Source organism: Herbaspirillum sp. 1130, assembly GCF_017833835.1.
Classification (GTDB): Bacteria; Pseudomonadota; Gammaproteobacteria; order Burkholderiales; family Burkholderiaceae_D; genus Herbaspirillum; species Herbaspirillum huttiense.
The window spans coordinates 1-18,382 of the sequence record NZ_JAFICQ010000006.1 but is presented as its reverse complement, the minus strand read 5'-3'; the positions used below and the strand labels follow the sequence as shown (position 1 = coordinate 18,382).

General features: G+C 63.6%; 13 protein-coding genes. 10 read left to right on the top strand and 3 right to left on the bottom strand.

Annotated elements, in window-relative coordinates:
• Positions 1 to 130 precede the first annotated feature (130 nt).
• Both JOD78_RS24300 and JOD78_RS24295 read right to left on the bottom strand, forming a co-directional pair.
• Positions 131 to 4,225 carry a tetratricopeptide repeat protein gene (locus tag JOD78_RS24300; protein ID WP_245202281.1) on the bottom strand — a complete coding sequence of 1,365 codons (4,095 nt, stop codon included), beginning with the start codon at positions 4,223 to 4,225 and terminating at the stop codon, positions 131 to 133.
• Positions 4,155 to 7,139 carry a bifunctional glycoside hydrolase 114/ polysaccharide deacetylase family protein gene (locus JOD78_RS24295; protein WP_121040590.1) on the bottom strand — a complete coding sequence of 995 codons (2,985 nt, stop codon included), beginning with the start codon at positions 7,137 to 7,139 and terminating at the stop codon, positions 4,155 to 4,157. The genes JOD78_RS24300 and JOD78_RS24295 overlap by 71 nt, the downstream gene beginning before the upstream one ends.
• Before the next feature lie 543 nt (positions 7,140 to 7,682).
• Between JOD78_RS24295 and JOD78_RS24290 the strand changes: the two genes are divergently transcribed.
• The 5 genes from JOD78_RS24290 to JOD78_RS24270 all read left to right on the top strand — a co-directional run bounded on the left by JOD78_RS24290 (position 7,683) and on the right by JOD78_RS24270 (position 11,532).
• Complete coding sequence (locus tag JOD78_RS24290; RefSeq protein ID WP_034334379.1) at positions 7,683 to 8,429, top strand: GntR family transcriptional regulator; 747 nt, start codon at positions 7,683 to 7,685, stop codon at positions 8,427 to 8,429.
• A gap of 65 nt (positions 8,430 to 8,494) precedes the next feature.
• Positions 8,495 to 9,277, top strand: coding sequence for a transporter substrate-binding domain-containing protein (locus JOD78_RS24285; RefSeq protein ID WP_121040592.1), 783 nt, complete (start codon positions 8,495 to 8,497; stop codon positions 9,275 to 9,277).
• A gap of 215 nt (positions 9,278 to 9,492) precedes the next feature.
• Positions 9,493 to 10,164, top strand: a complete 672-nt coding sequence (locus JOD78_RS24280) for an amino acid ABC transporter permease (RefSeq protein ID WP_034334375.1) — start codon at positions 9,493 to 9,495, stop codon at positions 10,162 to 10,164.
• Positions 10,161 to 10,817: an amino acid ABC transporter permease gene (locus JOD78_RS24275; protein WP_034334373.1), complete on the top strand. Its 657-nt coding sequence runs from the start codon at positions 10,161 to 10,163 to the stop codon at positions 10,815 to 10,817. Before JOD78_RS24280 ends, JOD78_RS24275 begins: the two co-directional genes overlap by 4 nt.
• Positions 10,798 to 11,532 (top strand): amino acid ABC transporter ATP-binding protein, encoded by a 735-nt coding sequence (locus tag JOD78_RS24270; RefSeq protein WP_088755038.1) that lies wholly within the window; start codon positions 10,798 to 10,800, stop codon positions 11,530 to 11,532. The genes JOD78_RS24275 and JOD78_RS24270 overlap by 20 nt, the downstream gene beginning before the upstream one ends.
• 115 nt (positions 11,533 to 11,647) lie before the next feature.
• Here the strand turns inward: JOD78_RS24270 and JOD78_RS24265 are convergent, their stop codons facing one another.
• On the bottom strand, positions 11,648 to 12,193 hold the full coding sequence (locus tag JOD78_RS24265; protein ID WP_209569373.1) for a hypothetical protein: 546 nt from the start codon (positions 12,191 to 12,193) through the stop codon (positions 11,648 to 11,650).
• 301 nt (positions 12,194 to 12,494) lie between these two features.
• Between JOD78_RS24265 and JOD78_RS24260 the strand changes: the two genes are divergently transcribed.
• From JOD78_RS24260 to puuE, 5 genes are all read left to right on the top strand, one after another.
• A complete protein-coding gene (locus JOD78_RS24260; protein ID WP_134136988.1) occupies positions 12,495 to 13,553 on the top strand; it encodes an adenosine deaminase in 1,059 nt (352 codons plus the stop codon).
• Between the two features lie 442 nt (positions 13,554 to 13,995).
• Positions 13,996 to 14,736: a GntR family transcriptional regulator gene (locus JOD78_RS24255; RefSeq protein WP_034334381.1), complete on the top strand. Its 741-nt coding sequence runs from the start codon at positions 13,996 to 13,998 to the stop codon at positions 14,734 to 14,736.
• 223 nt (positions 14,737 to 14,959) lie between these two features.
• A complete protein-coding gene (locus tag JOD78_RS24250; protein ID WP_121040597.1) occupies positions 14,960 to 16,411 on the top strand; it encodes an NCS1 family nucleobase:cation symporter-1 in 1,452 nt (483 codons plus the stop codon).
• A 39-nt stretch (positions 16,412 to 16,450) separates the two neighbouring features.
• Positions 16,451 to 17,185 carry an aspartate/glutamate racemase family protein gene (locus tag JOD78_RS24245; RefSeq protein WP_121040599.1) on the top strand — a complete coding sequence of 245 codons (735 nt, stop codon included), beginning with the start codon at positions 16,451 to 16,453 and terminating at the stop codon, positions 17,183 to 17,185.
• A 64-nt stretch (positions 17,186 to 17,249) separates the two neighbouring features.
• Positions 17,250 to 18,182: an allantoinase PuuE gene (gene puuE, locus JOD78_RS24240; RefSeq protein WP_121040601.1), complete on the top strand. Its 933-nt coding sequence runs from the start codon at positions 17,250 to 17,252 to the stop codon at positions 18,180 to 18,182.
• Positions 18,183 to 18,382: the final 200 nt, after the last annotated feature.

Below are 18,382 nucleotides of genomic sequence, written 5' to 3'. Positions count from 1 at the left end.
TTGGAGCAATACGCGGCCTTTCGCGGCCATAGATTAATGAGGACTGATTCATCGATTTCATTGATCAATCAATTTCGACACGGTACGGACAGCGAGGCCTTCACCTGCGGTTTCAATTTCAGATTCATATTCAGTAGAACCATTTGTAGAGCACATTCAATTCAAACCCGCGCTGCGGCGTGTTGGGCGTGGCGCTGGTGCTCTGCGCCGCCACCGACAGCACGTCCTGTCCCAGCACGCTGCCGGCTACCCCGGCGCGCAGGTTGCGGCCCCAGCCGATGTCGGAAGTGCGGGTCAGGCCGAACTCCGCATAAGGACGCCAGGCGCGCGTGTAGGCATTTTCGATGACGGTGCCGGCCCCCAGTGCCACACCCCACGAGCGCGCATCCAACGGCATGTAGCGGAAGCCGGCCGGATCGTTGCCGGCCGGGACCAGGCGCGCGATCTGGCTATCGCTGGCACCACGGTCACTGAACCTGGCATCGTTGACGAAGCCGCGCAGGGTCAGGTTGGGATACTCCACGCGCAAGTGCGTCCCGATTTCGGCATTGAGGGTGCGGCCATTGCCGAGCGCCGTGCCGGATTGCGTCTGGTAGCGCTGCAGGCCGCCGCCCAGGCGCAGGTATTCGGTACGGCTCAATTGCAGATTCAGGTTCAGTTCGCCGCCGCTGCGCCGTCCGCCCACGCGGATCAAGGCCGAATCGATGGCCGCCAGGTTCAGCCCGCCATTGCCGGAGAGCGTGAGCTTGCGCGTGAGCTGCTGCGAGAATTCCAGGCGCAGGCCATTGAAGGAAGTCATCGCATCGCGGTGCTGCAGGCTGGCGCTGACGAAGCCATCCTCGATGCGACGGCGCAGGGTGAATTCGAAGAGCCGGTCCACCGCCGGCACATCGCCCAGCAGAGTCGTGTCGTCCACGGTCTGGTGCCGTTCGGTATAGCCGAAGGAGAAGCGCGTGCCCGGCGTGAGCGCCACGCCGGTGTTGAGCGTGAACAGCTTGGTGGCCAGCGGGAATTCGCGCGTGGCGGTGTAGCCCGCCGAGAAGCGCGGCGGCTCATCGGTCACCAGGCCGGTCAGCCGTCCGTGCAGTTCATCGTCAGCGGGCAGGCGTTCGAGCTGGTCGAAGGCCAGCGTCTGTGCCAGGCCGACGCGCCCGGCCACGCGTGCCGCTTCGACGCGGTCATACATGGGCAGCCAGTCGGCCAGGTTGTCCAGCATGGCATTCAAGCGCTGGCGATCATCGTTGCCCAGGGCCATGGCCAGCTCGCCCCACAGCGGCTTGTCGAGCTGTCTGGCAAAGCGCGTGGCCAGCCAGGTGCGGGCCAGGTCGGACTGGTTCTGGTTCATCGCATAGGCCAGCGCCAGTTCGCGTGCACCGGATGACAAGCGGGCATCATCGCCCGGGCGCTGGCCGGTGTCGGTGGTGGGCGCAAACAGTGCTGCCGGCCCCTCGGCCAGTTGCGCTGATCGCACCTCATCCTGGCTGCGCTGGACGGCATCGCTGCGCGCGGCTTGCTGCATGTCCTTGAGCAGGGCCGGGCCGTTGGCGGGGTTGGACTGGCCGTCCGGCCGCGGTGGCAGCGTCACATCGCTGCGCAACAGTGCGCGCATGACGCGGGCGCTGTCATCGGCACTCATGAACAGCGGTGCCAGCGCCGCCAGACGATCGCGCCATTCATGCAATTGCCCGGGCGGGACATTGCGCAGCAGTTGCGGATTGCGCACTTCCAGCCAGGCATGGCGGCGGATGCGCCAGGCCAGGTCGGGCTGGCCGGTGGCATCCAGCGCCTCGGCATAACTCATCAGCCACAGGTAATCGTCGTGCGGGAAGCCGGATTTGCGGAACCAGTGCAGCGCCTGGTTCTGCCGGTTCAGCGACATGTTGGCGGCGGCGTACGGTCCCCACAGTTGCGGCGTGGTCTCGGCATCATGGGCCCACATCGTCATGGCGCGATTGAGCAGTGCGGCATCGCGCGTGGCGATCAGTACCCAGAGGGTCTCGGCGCGCACATCGGCCGCGCGCGGTGCCAGCGACAGCGCCAGGCGCATGTCGGCACGCGCGCCCTCGAGATCGCGCTGCAATTGCTTGACCGAGGAACGCACGCTGAGGAAAGGAACGTATTTTTCCAATGCCGCATTCTGCTGCGGAGTCAGGCTGGCGAGGAAGCTGCGCGCGCCCTCCAGGTCATTGAGACGCAGGCGATAGGTCAGCGCCTGCACCGCGAAATTGGGCACGCCGGTGCGGTGGAAACCGAACTCGGCCAGCTCGGCGGCGGCGCGTGGTTCGCGGTCCTGGATCACCACCATCATGTTGCTCATGTCGCCTTCGGCGGCCTGGTCTGCGGCCAGCAGGCGGTCATAGCCGATGCGCGCCTCTTCATTCAGACCCATGTAGCGCGCCACTTCCGCATAGGTGCGCCAGAAGTCGGCATTGCCGTCCGGTGCCACCCTGGCGGCAGCGCGCAGCACTTCCAGCGCATCGTCCAGGCGGCCGCGCAGATACAGGGGATTGGCGGTCATCAGGGCGTTCGCGGCGGAAGGGCCGAACTCCTCGCGCTGGCGGCGCAAGGTCGCCAGCGCAGCATCATCGCGGCCCATGCGCAGATACAGCTTGGCCAGCGCTTCCATCGTGCCGTTGCGCTCGGTGGCGGCGTCGGGAGTGCGGGCCGGCTTGCCGCGCAGACGCTCTTCCAGCAAGGCGGCGGCGCGTTCGGGCTGGCCGATGTTTTCGTATTGCGCCACCAGCAGGTTGACCCACTGCGCATTGCCGGGCTCGACCTGCATCTTGTGCTGCAGGGCCTCGACCAGCATGTCTTGTTCAAAGGTCCCGGCGGCGGCACGCAGGACGTTGTCCCATGCCGCCTCGTCACCCGACAGGCGCGCATAGGCCAGCCATTGCGGCGTGGCCTGTTCCGGCACACCGCTCCATTCGGAGACCTCGGCCAGGCGCTTGCGCCAGGCCGCGTCATCGGGGCGCTGGCGCACCGCCGATTGCGCCAGCAGGCGCGCATCGACCAGGTTGCGATTGGCCAGGAAGACGTTGTAGGCCAGCGTGTAGATCTCCTCATCGAAGGGCAGCCTGGCCAGCGCGCGGCTGGAAGCCACATCGGCCGCCGAGGGCTGGTTCTCCCCGGCCACACGCAGCAGGCGGCCCTGCTGCATCGCGCGCTGCAGTTCATTGTGCAGGCGCCGGGGATGGTGCAGCAGCGATTGCATCTGCTGCAGCGACTGCCGGAAGTCCTGCATGGACACGGCCACCACGCCCCCCTGCCCGGCTCGCGCAGCCGCCAGCGGCGACGGCGCACGCGCCATCGACAATTGCAGCAACTGCTTCACGTAACGTTCGGCGGCATCCGGGCGATTGGCCGCCTGGGCCAGCCGCGTCAGGTACAGCAGCACGGTCTTGTCATTGGACAGCGGACCGAGGTTGGCCTCGGCGGCGGCCAGCGCTTCCTGGTAGAAGCCGCCGGCCTGCAGGGTCCGCATCGCATCGAGGAAATTCTCGCGGCGCGCCGCCAGCGATCCGGCATGTTGCATGGCCAGCAGGTAGAAGGCCGCGCTGCTGTGATAATCGCCCACGCCCAGACTCTGCTGGCCCAGGCGCACCGCTTCGGTGTAGGACATGTCGGCCGTGCTGCGATCGGCCAGCAGGCGCGCGAAGGCAGCGCGTGCGGACTCGCCGTCACCGAGTGCCAGCGCATCCTGCGACAGCGTCAGCCATTGCTGCGCAGTGAGCGGATAGGTCATCAGCACATTGAGCTGTTCGCGCAACTGCGCCAGCAAGAACGTGCGCTCGGGCGCATCCTTGGGCAGAGCGAAGACTTCCTGCTGGCGGATGCGATATTCCAGCCAGGCCGCCGACAGGCGCGCCGCGGCGCTGCTGTCCAGCTGCAGCAAGGCCAGTTGCGCGCGCGCCTCCCCGAACTGGCCGAGGTCGATCATCTGCTTGACCAGCTCGGCACGCAGCGCCGCATTGCCGGGCTGGGCCTTGAGGAAGACCTTGATGTACTCGACCGTCAGCTGGTCGGATTTGCCGCTGGCATTGGCCACTTCCAGCCGCTGCTGCAGCGAGACCTTGGGATAGACCAGGGCGAGCACCGTCCCGACTGCCAGCGCGAAGCCGGCGATCGTCCAGGGCGAGAACAGCCTGGCCCGTTCATAAGGTGCATTGAACGAGTACCAGGTGCCGTGTTGTCGCGAGCGGGGCGGTTGCGGAGCCGATGTCATATTGATGAACTGCAGTCTTGCCGGTGAAATTGCGGTACCACGTCTGGCCGGTGATGCTGACCGACTTGCCCTTGGCCAGCGCCACGCCATTGGCGGTGGCAGTACAGGCGCGCGCGCCGCTGACGCTGAAGGTCGTCACGCCATTGGCGGTGAGCGAAAACCGCAGCTCGGCCTTGTTGCCGTTGATGCTGCGCTGGAAATCACCGACCTGGCCGGCCGCTTCCAGCAGCATGGGCAAGGCCGGCGACGCATCGGATGGCTCGCTGCTGCTGCGCTGGCGGATGCGCACTTCGCCGGCCGACGTGATCAGGTAACGGCCACTCGGGCCCGGCGCGATCCCGGCGATGCCGGGCTGTGACAAATCCACGTCAGGCGCATCGGCCGGAATGCGCAGCGTGCGCAGATACTCACCGGTGCGATACACCAGCGTGCCATCGGCAGTGCGGGCGATGCTGGTATTTTCGAAATCGATGACCTTGCGGATGTACTGCGAGACGTACAGCCGCGTGAACGGCTGCGCCTCCGCCCAGCGGTGGATCTTGTGCAGGGCCGCCACCGAGGCGGGCTTGGTGCCGGCGTAGAAGTGGTAGTAGATGTCCACCGCCTTGAAGCGGACCGGCTCGCCGGTCAGTTCATAACTTTCTATGGCGCGCTCGAAACCGTAGAAGGGACCGGTCCAGTTGCCGGTGTAGACATTCTCGTCTTGGTTGGGCGCGAAGACCTGGTACCAGCCCTGCTTGCGCACCCCCTGCGCGGCGATGTCGGTCCAGGTGTTGCGGCTCCTGGTGATCATGGTGTCGCCGCCGTTCATGTTGAGGAAACCGTCCAGATAAGTCTGGGCGATGGCCTCGGGCGGCGGCACGCAGTTGCCGGTCCAGAGGAAGACTTCGGCCTTCTTGCCCGGGGGCAGCAGGGTCTTGTTGATGTAGTCCATCGACCCCTTGATCTCGCGCTGCAAGTTGAATTTGTAGTTGGGGATGTCCAGCGTGCGCGAGGCATCGCCATCCATCTGGTTGATGTCCGCGGTACGCGTGTCATACATCGCATCGGCCCAGTTGAAGGGATGCGAGAAGGAATGGCTGGCCGGCTCGACATAAGGCAACGTGAACATCTTGCGCGCCAGCGCCGTGGTCTGCGCCGAGAGCTGCGGATAGACGCCCTGCGGGCTCAGCTCGCCCTCCACCACCGAGACCGTCACGGGGAAGCGGTATCGGTCCCAGATCTCCCGCTGCAGCACTTCGACCGCAAAGGGCGAGCCCGGATATTCGGCCTTGGAGGGAAACCCATCGCCATCGAGGTGGCTGGTCTGGATGCGGCGGCCGCCCTCGGTGGTCACATCCGGCACCGGGATATCGGGCAGGCGCAGCGCACGTTTGAGGAACAGCATGGGCTGCAGCACCCAGCGCGGCGGATCCATCACCTGCAGCGTGGTAGTGGCGAACGGGGCCAGGGCGAAACCGCCCCAGGGCATGATGGCGGCGGCATCGTAGATGTTGTTGCGGCCATCCTTCATGCGCAGCAGCGACTTGGCGGCAGGATCGGTCAGACGCACCAGTTCCAGCTGCGTGCGGTCCACGCGCGGCTTGGTCTCGAAACCCATCAGTTCGGGATCGGCTTGTGTGACCTCCAGCTGTTCCGGCGCAGGGGCGGAAAAACTGGTCAGCCCCAGCATGCCGGCGCTGAGTTTGGTCATCTGGAAACCGAAGGCATTGAAGATGGCCACCGGCACACCTTCCTTGATGCGCTGCCCGATCCACGGACCCAGGCGCTGGTGATCGGTACCGCTGCGGAACCAGGTCACCACGCCCGCATAGCGTCCGGCCAGAGGCTCGGTGGGCAGGCCCTCGCGGCCGACTTCACGGAATTCATAGCGCAAGCCGAGGTGATTCAGCTGGATGCCGAGGAAGCGCTGGGCCTCGGTGGTATGCAGGTCATCGCCCTTGGCCACATCCAGCAGCACCAGCACATTGCGCGGCACCAGTTCGACACTGGACACGCCCATGGACATCAGCGTGCCATCGGCCACCCAGGGCAGGAAGCCGTCGGCGCTGATCTTTTTGGCCGTCTCGCGCACCAGGGCGCGGGCACCGGGCTGGAACGGGTCGACGTAATCGATGGCGATGGCCGGCAGGCGATAGCGGTCGCGGATGGTGCGCAGCTGGCCGGAGAGCCAGGCGCGGTCATTGTCGGTGACGGCACCATAGCTGCGGCGGCCGGCGTCGTAGCCGCGGTAGAGCGATTCGGCAGCCACTGCATACGTCAGCGGTGCCACGTCGGGGAACAGTTCGAAGCCACGATTGAGAATCAGCTTCGCCTCCGGATAGCGGCGCTTGAATTCGCGCAACGTGGCGATCATGGCCTGCGTCTGGGCGGCGCGTTCGGCATCGGTCTTGGCAAAGAGCTGGTAGGAATCCAGCGTGTCGAGGAAGAAACCGCGCCAGCCCTGCGCCCACAAGGGCGCCACGATCTTGTCGAGGAAGAAGTCGCGCCAGCCGGGCGCGGTCTGGTCGATCACGCGGCTGCCCCAGGCGGCGTTGTCGCCCTTGAGCAGGCCGGGCGGCATCTGCTTGTAGTAAGGCCGGGAAGGCTGGACCTCGCCCAGCGAGACATAGGCAAACAGCTGGTGCGCCCCGTTGGCCGCACTGCGCGTGCGTGCGGCCGGGTCGCGCACGAAGGCCGGTTCCACCACGGCCACGTCAAAGGCCTGCAGGTCAGCCAGCGGGGGATTGGGGCCGTAATAGAAGGCGATCGAGGTGGGCGCGGCCGCCGTGGCCGCCGCCGGGTTCTGGGCCGGCGCTGCACCGGTCACCAGCGCCGCCGCGCTGGCGGCCAGGGTCCAGGCCAGCGCCCGCAAGGCGCGCCAGGTCCGGCCGGCTGTTTGTTGTATGGCTTGGCTTGCTGCAGAGCGCGGCACGGGCTCTCCCTGATGGATTTGTTATCAATTTGGCAGGCCGTATGAAACCACGGCTGCGGCATTGCGGAAATCCGGAAAATCCTGACATGGATGAGCTTCCATCCTTGTTCTTGTTAAATTTGCCGGATTTTCCCTGTGTGCTTGTTAGCAATTTGTATCAGATTCTAACTAGATTCAACTGCAAGTTTATTACTTGAAGGGAATTTCGATGTCTCTTGATGTGAATATTTTGACGTCCATCCAAGATAATCCGCTGCCTGAAAACGCCAATGCATTCATATTCGACAATGCGGCGCACAAAAGCAGGGCAGCCCAAACCCGCCTGTGGCGGGCTCAAGCGCACCAAAAGCAGGCAAGCCCTGCGCCGACTCCTTCATTTCGTCCATTTTGCGCCGCATCACCCGCCCTCCCGCCAGCGTGACCACATTGCGACACCCCGCGCAAACCCTTGCCACACCGGCGTCTGGCCGCCAATAATCGTCGCGGCTTGTTGTATGCCAATCTTGTATATCAGCGTGGCACACAACTTGCTGATGAGGGGATATGAACACCGATCCTTCCGCCAAGTCGTCGTCGCAGATTGCGGTCCGCATCACCGAGGCCATCCTCGCCAAGCAACTGGCACCGGGGACGCGCTTGGGCGAACAGCAGCTGGCCGACCTGTTCGGCGTCTCGCGCACCCAGGTGCGCGAAGCGCTGACCCGGCTCATGGCGCGTGGCATCGTCACCGTCAGTGCCCGGCGCGGCTGGTTCGTCATCGAGCCGACTGCTGAACAGGCGCGCGAAGCCTTCGAGGCACGCCGCGTGATCGAACTGGGGCTGTTGCGCCAGGCGCGGGTGCGGCCGATCAGCGCGCAGGCCATCGGCCAGCTGCGCGATCACATCGCACGTGAAGAGGCGGCCATCGCCGGGGCCGATGTGGGGGCGCGCAGCTATCTGCTGGGGGACTTCCATGTCTGTCTGTGCGAATGCCTGGGCAACTCGCTGCTGTCGGAAACGCTGCGCGACCTGACCGCGCGCACCACCTTGACGGCCATGCTGCACCAGTCGTCGGAGCAGGCCGAGGATTCGTGTTCGGAACATGTATTGATCGTCGAGGCGCTGGAACGCGGCGATCTGGAACGGGCAGAGCAACTGATGCAGGACCACCTGCAGCATGTGGAATCAGGGCTCACCCAGGTGCGCAGCAGCGATCCGCTGGAACCGCTGCGACAGGCGCTGGCATCGGTGTCGCGGCAGGGGGCTGCGGGCGAGACCGGACTGCCGCGCCAGGAAAGCAAACGGCCTTGAGCAGCACAGTACCGCACAGGCCACTCATCAACGTAGTCAACGACGTCAACCCAAGGGAAACTGCTATGAAACTGACCAAACTCCTGCTCGGCCTGATGGCCGGCGCCATGATGTTCTCCGCTTCGGCTGCCCGCGCCGACGCCCTGGACGATATCCAGAAGCACGGCACGCTGCGCGTGGCGGTGCCGGCCGACTTCCCGCCGTTCGGCTCGGTCGACAGCGACCTCAAGCCGCTGGGCTTCGACATCGACGTGGCCAACCTGATCGCCAAGAAGATCGGCGTGAAGGTCGAACTGATCCCGGTCTCCAGCGCCAACCGCATTCCCTACCTGACCACGAAGAAAGTCGACCTGGTCATCTCCAGCATGGGCAAGAACGCCGAGCGTGAGAAGGTGATCGACTTCAGCGCTGCCTATGCGCCCTTCTTCAATGGCGTGTTCGGCCCCGCCGACCTGCCGGTCAAGAGCGCCGCCGACCTGGCCGGCAAGACCATTGCCGTCACCCGTGGCTCGGTGGAAGACCTGGAACTGACCAAGATCGTGCCGGCCTCGGCCACCGTGAAGCGCTACGAAGACAACAACAGCACCATCAGCTCCTTCCTCTCCGGCCAGGTGCAGCTGGTGGCTACCGGCAACGTGGTGGCCGCCGCCATCATCGCCAAGAATCCGCCCAAGAAGCCCGAGACCAAGTTCCTGATCAAGGATTCGCCCTGCTTCATCGGCCTGAACAAGGGTGAGAAGAAGCTGCAGGACAAGGTCGACGCCATCCTGGCCGATGCCAAGAAGGACGGCAGCCTCAACGCCATCTCCCAGAAGTGGCTGGGCCTGCCGCTGCCGGCTGGCCTGTAATTTGCTGGAGTGACCGCACACCTTCATGGTGTGCGGCATGACAGTTGCGGGAATCCACCAGTACAGTAGCAAGGCGATGGCAGTACGGTCGCCAGAGAGCACCAATACAGCAGCAGTACAGCAGCAGTACAGCAGCAAACGAGTTTTACCCCGGCAGCAGGCAGGCGGACAACCCGGCAAACGCAGCATTTTCGAGGCAGGGCAGACACGACATCATGGCTTATCAATTCGATTTTCTTTCCACGCTCGACTACACCGACGTCATCGTCAAGGGTGTGGCGACCACCGCCGAGCTCATCGCCATCGGCGGCGTGCTGGGCGTGGCCGTGGGCATCTTCGGTGCCTGGGCACGCACGCAGGGGCCGGGCTGGCTCAAACCCATCGTCAGCGGCTATGTGGAGATCATCCGCAACACGCCCTTCCTGGTGCAGCTGTTCTTCATCTTCTTCGGCCTGCCTTCGCTGAACATCCACATCAGTGAAATCACCGCTGCCATCCTGGCCATGGTGATCAACCTGGGGGCCTACAGCACCGAGATCATCCGCGCCGGCGTACAAGCGATTCCGCGTGGGCAGATCGAGGCGGCGCAATCGCTGTCGATGTCGCGCGGGCAGATCTTCCGCCACATCATCCTGCGTCCGGCGCTGCAGAAGATCTGGCCGGCTCTGTCGTCGCAGGTGGTCATCGTCATGCTGGGCTCGGCGGTGTGTTCGCAGATCGCGGTGGAAGAATTGTCCTTCGCGGCCAACTACATCCAGGGCCGCAACTTCCGCGCCTTCGAAGCCTACATCGTCGCCACCGCCATCTACCTGGTGCTGGCGATCCTGCTGCGCCAGTTGCTGCGCCTGATCGGCAACCACTTCATCACTGCCCGGAGGACCGCATGATCACGTTCACCACCTGGGACATCGTCCGCAACCTGATGCTGGCGTGGCGCTGGACCATCGTCCTGTCGCTGGTCACCTTCGTACTCGGCGGCGCGCTGGGCCTGATCATCCTGTTCATGCGCACTTCGCGCCAGAACTGGCTGCGACAAGTCGCCCGGCTCTACATCGAACTGTTCCAGGGCACGCCGCTGCTGATGCAGTTGTTCCTGGTCTTCTTCGGCATTGCGCTGTTCGGCATCGAAGTGCCGGCCTGGCTGGCGGCGGGACTGGCGCTGATGTGCTGGAGCGCGTCGTATCTCGCCGAGATCTGGCGCGGCTGCGTGGAAGCCATTCCCAAGGGGCAGTGGGAAGCCTCATCGGTGCTGGCCATGGGCTACTTCCAGCAGATGCGCTACATCGTGCTGCCGCAGGCTTTCCGTATCGCGATTGCACCGACGGTGGGATTTGGCGTGCAGATCATCAAGTCGACGGCGGTGACCTCCATCATCGGCTTCATCGAATTGTCCAAGGCCGGCACCGTCATCACCAATGCCACCTTCCGCCCCTTCACGGTGTTTGCCATCGTGGGTGCCTTCTACTTCGTGCTTTGCTGGCCGCTGTCCAAGTACAGCCAGTCTTTAGAAAGGAAATACAATGCCGCTCATCGCCATTGACAACGTCAAGAAACGCTTCGGCGACAACGAAGTCCTCAAGGGTATCAGCCTGGACGTCGAGCCCGGTGAAGTGATCGCCATCATCGGCAAGAGCGGTTCGGGCAAGTCCACGCTGCTGCGCTGTATCAACGGCCTGGAGAGCATCGACGAGGGCAACATCAGCGTGGCCGGTGCCAAGCTGGGGGCGAGCGAACTGGAGCTGCGCAACCTGCGGCTGAAGGTCGGCATGATCTTCCAGCAGTTCAACCTGTTCCCGCATCTCTCGGTGGGCCGCAACGTGATGATTGCGCCGATGATCGTGAAGGGCACGAGCGAAGCCGAGGCGATGGCCACGGCCAAGGCCAATCTGGAGAAGGTCGGGCTGGGTCACAAGTTTGATGCATTTCCGGACCAACTCTCCGGCGGCCAGCAGCAGCGCGTGGCGATTGCGCGCGCGCTGTCGATGAATCCGCAGGCGCTGCTGTGCGACGAGATCACCTCGGCGCTGGATCCGGAACTGGTCAACGAAGTGCTGACCGTCATGCGCGGCCTGGCCAAGGAAGGCATGACGCTGTTGATGGTGACGCACGAGATGCGCTTTGCGCGTGAGGTCTGCAACCGGCTGGTGTTCATGCACCAGGGCAAGGTGCATGAGATCGGACCGCCGGAGGAATTGTTCGGCAATCCGAAGACGCCGGAATTGCAGCAGTTCATCGGGATGACGCAGGGGGCTTGAAGCCGCCATATGTCAGACGGAGTCAGAAATGAAAAAGCCGAAGGTGCTCTCGCCTTCGGCTTTTTTTCGTTCAGGTCCTGCACGGATGTGGCTGACCATTGGGCCAGCCTGGGCGTTACCGCTCCACTTCACACACCTTCCGGTCATTCTCATAAAACACCACCGGCCCCGTCGTGAACCGTTCCTTGGGAATGGCCACCATCAGGTAATCCTTGATGCGATACGAAGCGCCGGAAGCCGGTGCGCGATAGAGATAGTTCAGACGCAGGGTGCCGTCGCGCAGACGCAGCGACAAGGGCGTGAAGACATGGGGACGTTCCGCCGCATCCGGCGCGGACATGCTGCGCGCCACCACCAGATATTGCTTGCGTTCAAAATGATCGGCCGAAGGACCGAAGGGACGCTTGTCGTTCATCACCGGAGCCGGCTGCATCCAGCGGTCCCACTCGGCTCGGCTGCGGATCAGGGCACAGAAAACCGGCTGGCGCTGCTCATCCCAGTTCTTCAGGAAACCCTGGTAGGAACCGCTCAGGACCGTCTTGTACGGTACCACCGTCGGATCCTCGGCTTCCGTCCACGGCATCATGGAACACCCCGACATGGCCACCAGTACGGTGCCACCCACGATCCACTGCATGCTTTCCCTGATCGACTTGCGCATTCGTTTCCCCCAAGAAGCTTAGCATTTAAACATGGCTTGCCCGATGCTGGCGAGATTTAGTTGCATCCCTGCCAAAGTCCCGCCCGGCGAGAGGCCGCAGCACTGCTGCTCAGAACTCACGCAGCCTCTTTGGTTCAGCGGCATACCGGCTTTTACCTTTGTGGAGCCAGGGCTGCGATTTGCGTGATAATGCGGGGTCCGGAAGGCGGCTATGCTGGCGCGGCGAAGTGTCGCGCGGCGCCCACGGGTCTGTTCCCGCGCCCGCCTTCCCTGTTTCTGCCATTTTTGAAGGGTCGTTTCCATGAGCTCAGCTGTCATTTCTTCCTCCGCTACCGGCGCCGCGCTGGACGGTTTCATCGCCGGCCTGCCGAAAACCGAACTGCACCTGCACATCGAAGGCACGCTGGAACCCGAGCTGATGTTCGCCCTGGCCCAGCGCAACAACGTCGCCCTGCCCTACGCTTCGGTCGAGGACCTGCGCGCGGCCTACAACTTCAGCGACCTGCAGTCCTTCCTCGATCTCTACTACGCCGGCGCCAACGTGCTGCGCACCGAGCAGGACTTCTACGACATGACCGCCGCCTACATTGCCCGGGCGCAAGCCGACAACGTGCGCCATGCCGAGATCTTCTTCGATCCGCAAACCCACACCGAGCGCGGCATTCCGATCGCTACCGTGTTCGCCGGCATCGCCGCCGCCCTGCGCGATGCGCGCCGTCGCGACGGCTTCGGCAGCGTGATGATCATGTCTTTCCTGCGCCATCTTTCCGAAGAAGATGCCTTCGCCACGCTGGAAGCGGCACTGCCGCTGCGCGAGCAGTACGCCGACCTGTGGCTGGGCATCGGCCTGGATTCCTCCGAACGCGGCAATCCGCCGGAGAAGTTCGAACGCGTCTACGCCCGCTGCCGTGAACTCGGCTTCCGCCTGGTGGCCCACGCCGGTGAAGAAGGTCCGGCCGCCTACGTGATCGGCGCGCTGGACGTGCTGCACGTCGAACGCATCGACCACGGCGTGCGCAGCGAGGAAGACCCGGCCCTGATGCAGCGCCTGGCGCAACAGCGCACCCCGCTGACGGTGTGCCCGCTGTCCAACCTGAAGCTGTGCGTGGTCAAGGACATGGCCGAGCACAACCTGGCGCGCCTGCTCGATGCCGGCCTGGCCGTCACCGTCAACTCCGACGACCCGGCCTATTTCGGCGGCTACATGAACGCCAACTACCACGCTGTCGCCCGCTCGCTGAACCTCTCGCGCGAGCAGGTGCTGCAGCTGGCCCGCAATGGCATCGACGCCTGCTTCCTGTCCGAAGAAGACAAGGCCACCCTGCACCAGGAGCTGGAACAGTACGCCGCCAGCCACTAGACCTGCCGCAGCTCGCAACATCGCGCCCGGCCATGTGCCGGGCGTTTTCATATCCCTTGCGGTCAAGCACGCTTCTTGCATAGGAGTTACAGGGGATTGGCGACGGTCCGGCCCGTCTTTTGCAGCGCGCCACCGGCACCATTGACCACCCGTTTTTGCCGCAATCGAACGCACGAATTGACAACAATTTTTGAAATCAAGATTACGCCATGCAGCATGCGGTACGCCATTGTTCACAAGGGAAGTTTGCCCCATCGGCGCTGCGCCGCAGCATCGAAAGTCGCGTCGGCGGTGACCCAAAGAGGGTCACAGGGCATTCTTTTTGGTGCAGAATGAGCCCCGTTTTGTTGCAAATCCATTTTCAGATTGTTGACGATCCATGCGCCTCGTTGTTGACCGGCAAGACCTTCCAGACAGTCATTCCAGCCAGAGCATGAGCATCATGAACAAAGCCAGCAAAACCGCACGCCCCCCTGCCGCCCCGGCCCGCGCCAGTGCGCGCGAGCGCGAAAGCACGGGAGCGGTCGAGGAAAGGATGTACCAGGACATCTATGACGCGATCATGGAACACCGCCTGCCGCCGCGTACCAAGCTGACCGAGCAGACCCTGTGCCAGATCTACGACACGGCCCGCCACACGGTGCGCAAGGTGCTCTCGCGCCTGGCCTCGGAGGGCATGGTGGATCTGGAAGCCAACCGGGGCGCTTTCATCGCCAGCCCTTCGCATGCGGAGGTGCGCGACATGTTCGAGTTGCGCAACATCCTCGAACATGCGGTGCTGGAGAAGGTGGGGCGCGAGGCGGGCACGCGCCAGATCGCCGGTTTGCGGCGCATGGTGGAGGAAGAGCGGGATTGCTATCTGAACGGTGACCGGCCGCGCTGGATCCGGCTTTCCGCCCAGTTCCACCTGGCGCTGGCGGAGCTGACCGGCAATGCGCTGCTGGTGGAGACGCTGCGCAAGCTGGTCTCGCGCACCACACTGATGATTGCCAAGACGGAGGCGCCGGGCCACAACGCCTGCTCCTTCGATGAACACGAGACCGTGCTGGAAGCGCTGGAAAAAGGCGATGTTGCCGCAGCCCAGTCGCATATGGCACATCACTTGCATTTGTGCGAGGACCGGGTACGGCCGGATGCGGATGATCAGTTCGATCTGCGTGCCGTGCTCGGCAAGGGACTGTGACCCACGGGCCGGCGCGCACACCCTGATTTTCCCGCCAGGGAGGATCAGGAAGATGGAAGAAGGAAGTGAGAAACAAACAGGGCCACGTCGCGCGGCCGAATGCAATACCGACCGTGTGACCACCACCATGCCGACAAGAGCATGCAGGAAGTCCGTTGAACAGCCCGGCTGCGGCCGGGCGTGATTCGTTTCACCCAACCTTTCTCTCTGATGGAGACCGGCCATGACTACCGACGCTTCCCCCTCCGCTGCACCCGGCGCCTATCTCGCCGGCGCCGACGATGCGCGCCTGACCAATGAAGACCTTGCCCCCCTGAAGAAACAGACCTGGGGTTCCTACAACATCTTTGCCTTCTGGATGTCCGACGTGCACAGCGTGGGCGGCTACGTGTTTGCCGGCAGCCTGTTCGCCCTGGGCCTCACCAGCTGGCAGGTGCTGATCTCGCTGCTGATCGGCATCAGCATCGTCTACCTGCTGTGCAACCTGGTGGCGCGTCCCAGCCAGGCGCATGGCGTGCCCTATCCGGTGATGAGCCGCCTGTCCTTTGGCGTGCTGGGTGCCAACGTCCCCGCGATGATCCGCGGCCTGATCGCGGTGGCCTGGTACGGCATCCAGACCTACCTGGCCTCGGCCGCCTTCGTGGTGGTGGTGCTGAAGTTCTTCCCGGAACTGAAGCCTTATGCCGATGTTCATGTGCACTCCTTCGCCGGCCTCTCCACGCTGGGCTGGGGCGGTTTCCTGCTGCTGTGGGTGCTGCAGGCGCTGGTGTTCTGGAACGGCATGGAGACCATCAAGAAGTTCATCGACTTTGCCGGTCCGGCGGTCTATGTGGTCATGTTCATCCTGGCGGGCTGGATGATCTACAAGGCCGGCTGGCAGAATGTCGGCCTGAACCTGGGCGAGATCAAGTACAGCGGCTGGGCGGCGGTCTCGGTGATGATCACGGCGATCTCGCTGGTGGTGTCCTACTTCTCGGGGCCGATGCTCAACTTCGGCGACTTCTCCCGCTACTGCCATACTTTCGCCGATGTGAAGCGTGGCAACTTCTGGGGCCTGCCGGTCAACTTCCTGGCCTTCTCGATAGTCACGGTGGTGACTACTTCGGCCACCATTGCCGTGTTTGGCGAACTGATCACCGACCCGGTGGAAACCGTCTCGCGCATCGACAGCACGACTGCTGCCGTGATCGGCGCGCTGACCTTCCTGACGGCCACCATCGGCATCAACATCGTGGCCAATTTCGTCTCGGCCGCGTTCGACTTTTCCAACCTCTCGCCCAGCCGCATCAGTTGGCGCGCCGGCGGCATGATCGCCGCCACGGCCTCGATCTTCATCACGCCCTGGAACCTGTTCGGCAATCCGGAAGTGATCCACTACACGCTGGATGTACTGGGCGGCTTCATCGGCCCGCTGTACGGCATCCTGCTGTCGGACTACTACCTGGTCAAGCAACGCCAGGTGAAGGTCGAGGATCTCTACACCATGCGTCCCGAAGGCCGTTACTGGTACACCAATGGCGTGAACCGTGATGCGGTCAAGGCGCTGGTGCTGGCTGCTGCCGTGTGCGTGGCCTGCGTGATGCTGCCGCAGCTGCGCAAAGCGGCGGACTTCTCCTGGTTCATCGGTGCGGCGCTGGGCGCGGTGTTCTACCTGATGTTCGCGCGCAAGCGTTGAGCGTCGCCGACCTGGACTTCATTGCATCAAGGAACAAGCATGCGCATCAAGCTGATCAATCCCAACACCACCATGAGCATGACCGAGGCCATGACTGCCTGCGCGCGTCAGGTGGCGGCACCCGGCACCGAGATCACGGGCGTGAGTCCGCAGATGGGGCCGGCCTCGATCGAGAGCCACTACGACGAGGCGTTGGCCGTGCCGGGCCTGCTGCAGGAAATCGAGCAGGGCGAGCGCGAGGGTGTGGATGCCTACGTGATTGCCTGTTTCGGCGACCCTGGCTTGTCGGCCGCGCGCGAGCTGGCGCGGGGACCGGTGATCGGGATTGCCGAAGCGGCGATGCACATGGCCAGTCTGGTCGCCCCGTCCTTCTCGGTGGTGACCACGCTGGCGCGCACCAGCGGCATGGCCTGGCATCTGGCCGAGCGTTACGGCATGCAGCGTTTTTGCCGTAACGTGCGCGCCTGCGAGATTGCGGTGCTGGAGTTGGAGAATCCGGCTTCCGATGCGCGGGCGCGCATTACCGACGAGTGCCGGCGTGCGCTGGCTGAAGACGGGGCCGAGGCCATCGTGCTGGGGTGTGCCGGCATGGCCGACCTGTGTGCGGCCATTGGCCGTGACATTGGTGCACCGGTGATCGACGGCGTGACCGCAGCGGTCAAGCTGGCGGAGTCGCTGGTGGCGCTGGGGCTGGGCACGGCCAAGGGTGGTGAGTGGGCGCGGCCCTTGCCCAAGGCTTATCATGGATTGCTCAGCGGTTTTGCACGTGTGTGATTTTTCCTGCGGCGCTGTGGTCGGGCGCTGCGATTTCCTTTCTTGACAGCCAAACGAAGAACTTATGTCACAGCAACAAACTTACCCTCGCGACCTGGCCGGCTACGGCCGCAACCCGCCGCACGCGCGCTGGCCCGGCCAGGCGCGGGTGGCTTTGCAATTCGTGCTGAATTATGAAGAAGGCGGCGAGAACTGCGTCTTGCATGGCGATCCGGCGTCGGAGCAATTCCTGTCCGAGATCGTGGGGGCGGCGGCTTATCCGGCGCGGCACATGTCGATGGAATCGATTTACGAATATGGGTCGCGGGTGGGGGTGTGGCGCATCCTGCGCGAGTTCGAGAAGCGCGGTCTGCCGATGACGATCTTTGGCGTGGCCACGGCCTTGCAGCGTTCGCCTGATGTGACTCAGGCGTTCCAGGAGCTGGGGCATGAGATTGCTTGCCATGGCTTGAAGTGGATTCATTATCAGAACATGGATATCGAGACCGAGCGGGCGCACATGCAGGAGGCGGTGCAGATCTTCCGTGAGCTCACCGGGAGCGCGCCGCTGGGCTGGTATACGGGGCGGGATTCGCCCAATACGCGGCAGCTGGTGGTGGAGCACGGGGGCTTTGCCTATGACTCCGATTACTACGGGGATGATCTGCCGTTCTGGACTGAAGTCGAGACCAGCGGTGGCGTGAAGGCACCACATCTGGTGGTGCCTTATACGCTGGATTCCAATGACATGCGGTTTGCTACGCCTCAGGGGTTCAATACCAGCGAGCACTTCTACCAGTACCTCAAGGATAGTTTCGACGTGCTCTATGAAGAGGGTGAAGACGCGCCGAAGATGCTGTCCATCGGGATGCATTGCCGCTTGCTCGGACGGCCTGGACGGTTCCGTGCCCTGCAGCGCTTCCTGGATTATGTGCAGTCACACGACAAAGTCTGGATCTGCCGGCGTATCGATATCGCTGAACACTGGAAGAAGACGCATCCATTTTCGGAGCGCTGATTTATTCTTTTTTGGAATTATTCTGTGCCGCCCTTGGGTTTTCTCCTTGGGCGGTATTTTTTTTGGTGTTGGTTTTACGGTTTGGGGTAGTCTGCACGGAATTTCTTCCTGCGCTCTAGCTTAATTATTTTCTCTCTCCGGTCGGAAGAACGCGCCGGGAGCGGCCCGGCAGCCGCTCACTTTTCTTGTCTCGCCAAGAA

What these genes read in the sequence shown, in the direction of transcription:
- JOD78_RS24300 (WP_245202281.1), bottom strand. Translation starts at nt 4,225, where the DNA reads ATGACATCGGCTCCGCAACCGCCCCGCTCGCGACAACACGGCACCTGG.
- JOD78_RS24290 (WP_034334379.1), top strand. Translation starts at nt 7,683, where the DNA reads ATGAACACCGATCCTTCCGCCAAGTCGTCGTCGCAGATTGCGGTCCGC.
- JOD78_RS24285 (WP_121040592.1), top strand. Translation starts at nt 8,495, where the DNA reads ATGAAACTGACCAAACTCCTGCTCGGCCTGATGGCCGGCGCCATGATG.
- JOD78_RS24280 (WP_034334375.1), top strand. Translation starts at nt 9,493, where the DNA reads ATGGCTTATCAATTCGATTTTCTTTCCACGCTCGACTACACCGACGTC.
- JOD78_RS24275 (WP_034334373.1), top strand. Translation starts at nt 10,161, where the DNA reads ATGATCACGTTCACCACCTGGGACATCGTCCGCAACCTGATGCTGGCG.
- JOD78_RS24270 (WP_088755038.1), top strand. Translation starts at nt 10,798, where the DNA reads ATGCCGCTCATCGCCATTGACAACGTCAAGAAACGCTTCGGCGACAAC.
- JOD78_RS24265 (WP_209569373.1), bottom strand. Translation starts at nt 12,193, where the DNA reads ATGCGCAAGTCGATCAGGGAAAGCATGCAGTGGATCGTGGGTGGCACC.
- JOD78_RS24260 (WP_134136988.1), top strand. Translation starts at nt 12,495, where the DNA reads ATGAGCTCAGCTGTCATTTCTTCCTCCGCTACCGGCGCCGCGCTGGAC.
- JOD78_RS24255 (WP_034334381.1), top strand. Translation starts at nt 13,996, where the DNA reads ATGAACAAAGCCAGCAAAACCGCACGCCCCCCTGCCGCCCCGGCCCGC.
- JOD78_RS24250 (WP_121040597.1), top strand. Translation starts at nt 14,960, where the DNA reads ATGACTACCGACGCTTCCCCCTCCGCTGCACCCGGCGCCTATCTCGCC.
- JOD78_RS24245 (WP_121040599.1), top strand. Translation starts at nt 16,451, where the DNA reads ATGCGCATCAAGCTGATCAATCCCAACACCACCATGAGCATGACCGAG.
- puuE (WP_121040601.1), top strand. Translation starts at nt 17,250, where the DNA reads ATGTCACAGCAACAAACTTACCCTCGCGACCTGGCCGGCTACGGCCGC.